This window comes from Lysinibacillus sp. NPDC093216 (assembly GCF_050280325.1).
Lineage (GTDB): Bacteria > Bacillota > Bacilli > Bacillales_A > Planococcaceae > Lysinibacillus.
In genome coordinates this window covers 282616-288813 of sequence record NZ_JBNNVB010000001.1, presented here as the reverse complement: position 1 = coordinate 288813, position 6198 = coordinate 282616, and the positions used below count along the sequence as shown (strand labels likewise).

Genomic DNA, 6198 nt, shown 5'->3' with positions numbered 1-6198 from the left:
TGCGCGAAAGCGAAGCGTCAGCGGCAAATGTTTCCTGCGCGAAAGCGAAGCGTCAGCGGCAAATGTTTCCTGCGCGAAAGCGAAGCGTCAGCGGCAAATGTTTCCTGCGCGAAAGCGAAGCGTCAGCGGCAATTACGCCAAGGTGAAAAGGGCCTTGAAAAAATAATTTCCAAAACATTGTATTTAAGCCGAAATACTTTTGCATAAATGCCTTGAAAAAGGTACACTTAAACGGTAGAAACTATTAGGAAGGCAGATTGTTCAATGGCTATGAAAAGAAAAGGAACTATGCAGAAATCTGGCGTGCTTCCTGAAAAAGTACGCAATCAATTCGAGCTGTTACAGCATGAATTAAATATCACATTTATTAATAAAAATTTATTGTATCAAGCATTCACACATTCATCTTATGTGAATGAGCATCGCCGTAAATTGTTTACGGATAATGAGCGTCTTGAATTTTTAGGAGACGCAGTACTTGAACTGTCTGTTTCTAAATACCTTTTTGAGAAATACTCTCATATGAGTGAGGGTGAACTGACGAAGCTACGAGCATCCATAGTATGTGAGCCTTCACTTGTTATCTTTGCAAATGAATTAGGCTTTGGTCGCTTTGTATTACTTGGAAAAGGTGAGGAATTAACAGGTGGACGGGAACGCCCAGCGTTACTTGCAGATGTATTTGAGTCATTTGTAGGTGCCCTTTATTTAGATCAAGGCTTACAAACGGTTGTGTGCTTTTTAGAACGAATCGTATTCCCGAAAGTAGAAGTCGGTGCTTTTTCGCATGTGATGGATTTCAAAAGCCAATTGCAAGAAATGGTACAGCAAACAAATAACGGTCTTCTTCATTATGAAATTATTGATGAAAAGGGTCCTGCACATAACCGTACCTTTGTATCGAGCGTACTATTAAATGGGCAAGAGCTTGGTATTGGTCGTGGGAAATCAAAAAAAGAAGCCGAGCAGCAAGCTGCGCAATGTGCGATGCGTTCAATGCGTGAGCAAACTGCAAAAGAGGAGGCTTAATAGATGTTCCTAAAACGACTCGAAGTGATTGGCTTTAAATCTTTTGCGGAACGCATTGGAGTTGATTTTGTACCTGGTGTTACAGCGGTGGTCGGACCAAATGGTAGTGGTAAAAGTAATGTCATTGATGCTATTCGTTGGGTACTTGGGGAGCAATCGGCAAAGTCGTTACGTGGGGCAAAGATGGAGGATGTTATTTTTGCTGGAAGTGACTCACGAAAGCCACTAAACTTTGCAGAGGTAACATTAATTTTAGATAACACAGATGAACAACTAGCTTTTTCTTATACAGAAGTTAGCGTAACAAGACGCGTATACCGTTCAGGTGATAGTGAATATTTACTAAATAACCAGCAGTGTCGCCTGAAGGATATTACGGACTTGTTTATGGACTCAGGACTTGGGAAAGAGGCCTTTTCCATTATTTCGCAAGGCCGTGTCGATGAAATTTTAAATAGCCGACCTGATGACCGTCGTTCTATTTTTGAAGAGGCAGCTGGCGTATTAAAGTATAAACTAAGAAAGAAAAAGGCAGAGCATAAGCTTGTTGAAACAGATGAAAATTTGTATCGTGTTTTAGATATATTACATGAGCTAGACAGTCGTCTGGAGCCGTTAGAAATTCAGGCATCAAGTGCAAGAGATTATGTGCAAATGTCAACAGAGTTAAAGGATTTTGATATTGCTATCCTTGTGCACGATTTAAAAAATTGTGCACAATCTTTGCATGCTCTGAAAGCTGAGTATACGGAGCTATATGAAACGGAGCAAAAACAAGCTCATCATATTTCTTCGATAGAAAAGCAAACTGCAAGTATTCGTAAGCTTTTAAAAGAGTTAGATGATTATCTAGATACGACTCAGGCTGAGTTTGTTAATGCAACGATGGAGGTAGAGCGTTGGGATGGTCGTAAAGCGTTAATGGCTGAAAAGCGACAAAATGCTTCTAATCAACTACTTCAATTGAATACGGCATTACAGGAAGCAAAAGATGAGGCTGAGGCACTTATAGCTCAAGAGCAAGAGAAAAAAGAATTGTTCACTGAAAAACAGCAAGAGGTTGCAGCGCTGAAACAAAGCATTAAGCAATTAGAACAATCTTTGAATCGCTCAGTTTCTGAAATTGAAGAAGAAATTGAAGAACAAAAAAACCGCTATATCGACTCTTTAAATGAAGAAGCAACAGTTAAAAATGAATTGAAAAATATTGAACAACAGTTAGCGCAGCAAAAAGCGATGGCGACACGAATGTTAGACCAAACTGATGAAATCGGGCAAGAGCTTGCGCAAATTCTAGCTGAAAAAGAGAAGCTAGTTGTTGCTCATACCACAACAACTAAAGAATTGCAGGAAAAACTTGAGCAATATGAAACATTGCAAATACAGCTTAAAAACGTCAATGCATCATTTAATGAAAAGCAGGATATGCTTTATAAAGCTTATCAGCATCAGCAACAACTGAAAGCTAGAAAAGATACGCTTGCTGAGCTTGAAGCAGATTTCTCCGGGTTCTTCCATGGAGTAAAAGAAGTATTATTAGCACGTGATAAAGGTGAATTAGCTGGGATCGAAGGAGCCGTGGCAGAGTTAATTCAAGTCGACGGGAAATATTCTCAGGCTATCGAAACAGCATTAGGAGCAGCCTCTCAACATATTGTGACAACCAATGAACAATTTGCTCAACAGGCAATTCATTGGTTAAAACAAAAGAGAGCTGGACGCGCAACTTTTTTACCTAAAACTGTTATCAAGTCACGGAAGATCAATCTATCTATGATTCAGCTAGCCACTGAGCACCCAGCATTTGTCCAAATGGCTGATGCACTTGTAACGTTCGAAGAAAACAACCGCACAATTGTCGAGAACCTCCTTGGTAATGTTATCGTTGCATCAAGTTTAGAAGGTGCAAGCCAAATTGCTCGTTTATGTGGGTTTAGGTATCGTGTTGTAACACTTGAAGGTGATATCGTCAATGCAGGTGGTTCATTAACTGGTGGTGCAATGAAGCAACAATCTTCACTCTTTACAAGAAAAGCGGAATTAGATGGTTTAATAGTAAAGCTAGAATCGTTGGAAGCATCTATTTATAGTGCTGAACAGTCTGTCTCAGTTGAGAAAGAGAAGCTTTCAACACTGCGAGACAAAGTAGAACAATTGAAACTTGACGGTGAGCAACTTCGAAAAGATGAAATGCAACAGGCGAGTCGTATACGCGAGCTAGAGGTTGGTGAGAAAAGCTTGTCTGCACGTGTATCTTTTGCTTCTAATGAGACACAAGATGTAAAAACACGCGAAGAAGCATTGTTAGCTCAAAAGGAAGCGGCTACGGAGCGTTTAACGGCATTAGCAACAGAACTGTTAGAGATAAATGAAACAGTGGAGCAACTAAGTAAGGTGAAGCTACAAAGTGAATCGGAGAAAGATTTACTTCGTGAGCAGTCAGCGGAAAAACGCTCGCAGTTAGCGGTAATGCAGGAGCAAATGTCACAAGTGCAAATTGCTACAGCAGAGTTAGCTCTACAATTAAACAAAGCTCGTCAAAAAGTCGAAAATATTTCTCAGGAAATAATCTGGCTTCAATCTGATGAATCGACAAAACTTTTAAGCGATGAAGAAGTGGATGAGCAAGTTGCTACGTGGAAAACGAGAAGAGATTCGTTGCAAGACACTATTTCACAGAAAAAAGATGAAAAAGTAGCACAACAACAAGAGCTTACTACTTTAGAAGAACAGCTGAAGGAATTGCAACGTACACATAAAGGCTACCTTGAAGCAATACGTGCAAATGAATTGAAGCGAAGTCGCGTAGAGTTTGAAATCAATAATTTCAATGAACAGCTAGAAGAAAACTATCAGCTATCATATGAGGAAGCTGAAGAGTTAGCCCTTGCAATTGAAGATGAAGAGCATATGCGACGTCGAGTGAAATTACTGAAGAAATCTATAGAAGAGCTAGGTCCTGTTAATTTGAGCGCCATTGAGGAATACGATCGCGTACTTGAACGCCATTCATTTTTAACAGAGCAGCGTGAGGATTTACTTGCTGCACAGGAAACATTACATGAGGCTATAAAAGAAATGGATGAAGAAATGACGCTACGATTTAGTGAAACCTTCTATGCCATTCGAGAGCAATTTAAACTCGTATTCCGTGAATTATTTGGTGGAGGACAGGCGGATTTAGTGTTATTGGACCCTCAGAATCTGCTAGAAACAGGTATAGAAATTGTAGCACAACCCCCAGGTAAAAAATTACAAAATCTAAGCTTGCTTTCAGGTGGCGAACGTGCACTAACCGCAATCGCTTTATTATTCTCCATCCTAAATATTCGACCTGTACCATTTTGTATTCTCGATGAGGTAGAGGCGGCTTTAGATGAGGCAAATGTCGTTCGATATAGTCAATATTTGAAGAAATTTAGCCGTAATACGCAATTTATTGTGATCACACATCGTAAAGGAACGATGGAGGGAGCGGATGTGTTGTATGGTATTACAATGCAGGAATCTGGCGTATCTAAACTTGTATCAGTAAAATTGGAAGATGAACCCGTACTTGCGGAGCAAAGGAGCGAACAAGCATGAGTTTTTTTAAACGTTTAAAAGATAAATTGACAGGCAATCCCATCGAGGAAGAAAAAGTAGTAGCAATCAATGAAGAAGAAGCTGCTGAACAGAAGCAAGACGAAGCAACAAAGCCTGCTCAAATTGAAGCAACTGTAGATGAAATGGAAAAAGCCGAGGATCTTTCTGTAACGGAAACCTCAATTGAAACAGAGACTCCTGTAGCAATTGAAGATCAAGAGCAACAAGAGGTGCAAGAGGTCGCAGTAGTAGAAGAACCTGTACAGGAGAAAAAACCTTCTGCATGGTCTATTACACAAAAGTTCAAGGCTGGCCTTGAAAAAACGCGTAATTCATTTACTTCTAAAGTAAACGACCTAGTTGCTCGTTATCGAAAAGTGGATGAAGATTTCTTTGAAGAATTAGAAGATTTATTATTACAGGCAGACGTTGGCTTTGAAACAGTAATGGAGCTAATGGACAAATTACGCTTTGAGGTTCAGCGTAAAAATATAAAAGATACGGACGGTATTCAAACGATTATTTCTGAAAAACTTGTGGAAATTTATGAGCAAGGAGAAGAGGATTTAATCGAGCTTAATATGCAACCTAAAGGTGAGCTTACGATAATTTTATTCGTAGGGGTAAACGGTGTTGGGAAAACGACGACAATCGGTAAACTTGCGCATCGTCTGAAATCACAAGGTAAAACAGTTGTTTTAGCAGCAGGTGATACTTTCCGTGCTGGTGCCATCGATCAATTACAAGTTTGGGGAGATCGTGTAGGCTGTGAAGTGATTAAACAATCGGAAGGTTCAGATCCAGCAGCGGTTATGTATGATGCAATTCGTGCAGCGAAAAACCGTAATGCAGATGTGTTAATTTGTGATACAGCAGGGCGCTTACAAAACAAAGTAAACTTAATGAATGAGCTTGAAAAAGTTCATCGAGTAATCTCACGTGAGGTACCGAATGCTCCGCATGAAGTACTATTAGCATTAGATGCAACAACAGGTCAAAATGCACTTGTTCAAGCACAAACATTTAAGGAAGCTACAAATGTAACGGGGATCGTTTTAACGAAGCTTGACGGCACTGCAAAAGGTGGTATTGTTCTTGCTATTCGTAATAAATTACACATTCCTGTGAAGTTTGTTGGTCTTGGTGAAAAAATGGATGATTTACAACCATTTGATGCAGAGCGTTATGTGTATGGCTTATTTGCTGAAGGTTTAGATAAAGAATTACAAAATAGTGAGGACTAGGTTCATCACCGATGTGGATGACTTTTGTTAAAACGTATACTATGTAAATAAGTTGATTGGAGTGGAGGCTGGGCGACTCCTTGGGGATTAGCGATAGAGGAACGAAGGCTAAGAACATCACGTCCTGCGATAACGCCTTCGTGACCAACATCGTGTTGGCCCGAGCGGCTCATCGGACGCCCCCAGGAAGCTTTGCTCTGTGCGAAAGCGAAGCGTCAGCAATTGTTTTATCTGTGCGAAAGCGTAGCGACAGCAACAACAAAGCGCCCAGTCGGAACGGAAATCAACCACACGCTTGGTGATGATCCGAGGATTAACATTTAAGTAAGTAAATTTGTAA

The 6198-nt window shown here is 40.2% G+C and carries 5 protein-coding genes; 4 read left to right on the top strand and 1 reads right to left on the bottom strand.

Features of this window, described 5'->3' with window-relative positions; translation table 11 throughout:
• From ACQKOG_RS01430 to ftsY, 4 genes are all read left to right on the top strand, one after another.
• On the top strand, nt 1-207 hold a 207-nt coding region (locus ACQKOG_RS01430; RefSeq protein ID WP_427444576.1), incomplete at its 5' end, for a hypothetical protein.
• 57 nt (nt 208-264) lie between these two features.
• On the top strand, nt 265-1029 hold the full coding sequence (gene rnc / locus ACQKOG_RS01425) for a ribonuclease III (protein ID WP_370075254.1): 765 nt from the start codon (nt 265-267) through the stop codon (nt 1027-1029).
• A 3-nt stretch (nt 1030-1032) separates the two neighbouring features.
• Nucleotides 1033-4614: a chromosome segregation protein SMC gene (gene smc, locus ACQKOG_RS01420; protein WP_370075253.1), complete on the top strand. Its 3582-nt coding sequence runs from the start codon at nt 1033-1035 to the stop codon at nt 4612-4614.
• A complete protein-coding gene (gene ftsY, locus ACQKOG_RS01415; protein ID WP_427444572.1) occupies nt 4611-5858 on the top strand; it encodes a signal recognition particle-docking protein FtsY in 1248 nt (415 codons plus the stop codon). Before smc ends, ftsY begins: the two co-directional genes overlap by 4 nt.
• 5 nt (nt 5859-5863) lie before the next feature.
• Here the strand turns inward: ftsY and ACQKOG_RS01410 are convergent, their stop codons facing one another.
• Nucleotides 5864-6031, bottom strand: coding sequence for a hypothetical protein (locus tag ACQKOG_RS01410; RefSeq protein ID WP_370075251.1), 168 nt, complete (start codon nt 6029-6031; stop codon nt 5864-5866).
• Nucleotides 6032-6198 lie beyond the last annotated feature (167 nt).

Excerpts from the sequence above, each read along its gene's own strand:
- rnc (WP_370075254.1), top strand. The coding sequence starts at position 265 with ATGGCTATGAAAAGAAAAGGAACTATGCAGAAATCTGGCGTGCTTCCT.
- smc (WP_370075253.1), top strand. The coding sequence starts at position 1,033 with ATGTTCCTAAAACGACTCGAAGTGATTGGCTTTAAATCTTTTGCGGAA.
- ftsY (WP_427444572.1), top strand. The coding sequence starts at position 4,611 with ATGAGTTTTTTTAAACGTTTAAAAGATAAATTGACAGGCAATCCCATC.
- ACQKOG_RS01410 (WP_370075251.1), bottom strand. The coding sequence starts at position 6,031 with ATGAGCCGCTCGGGCCAACACGATGTTGGTCACGAAGGCGTTATCGCA.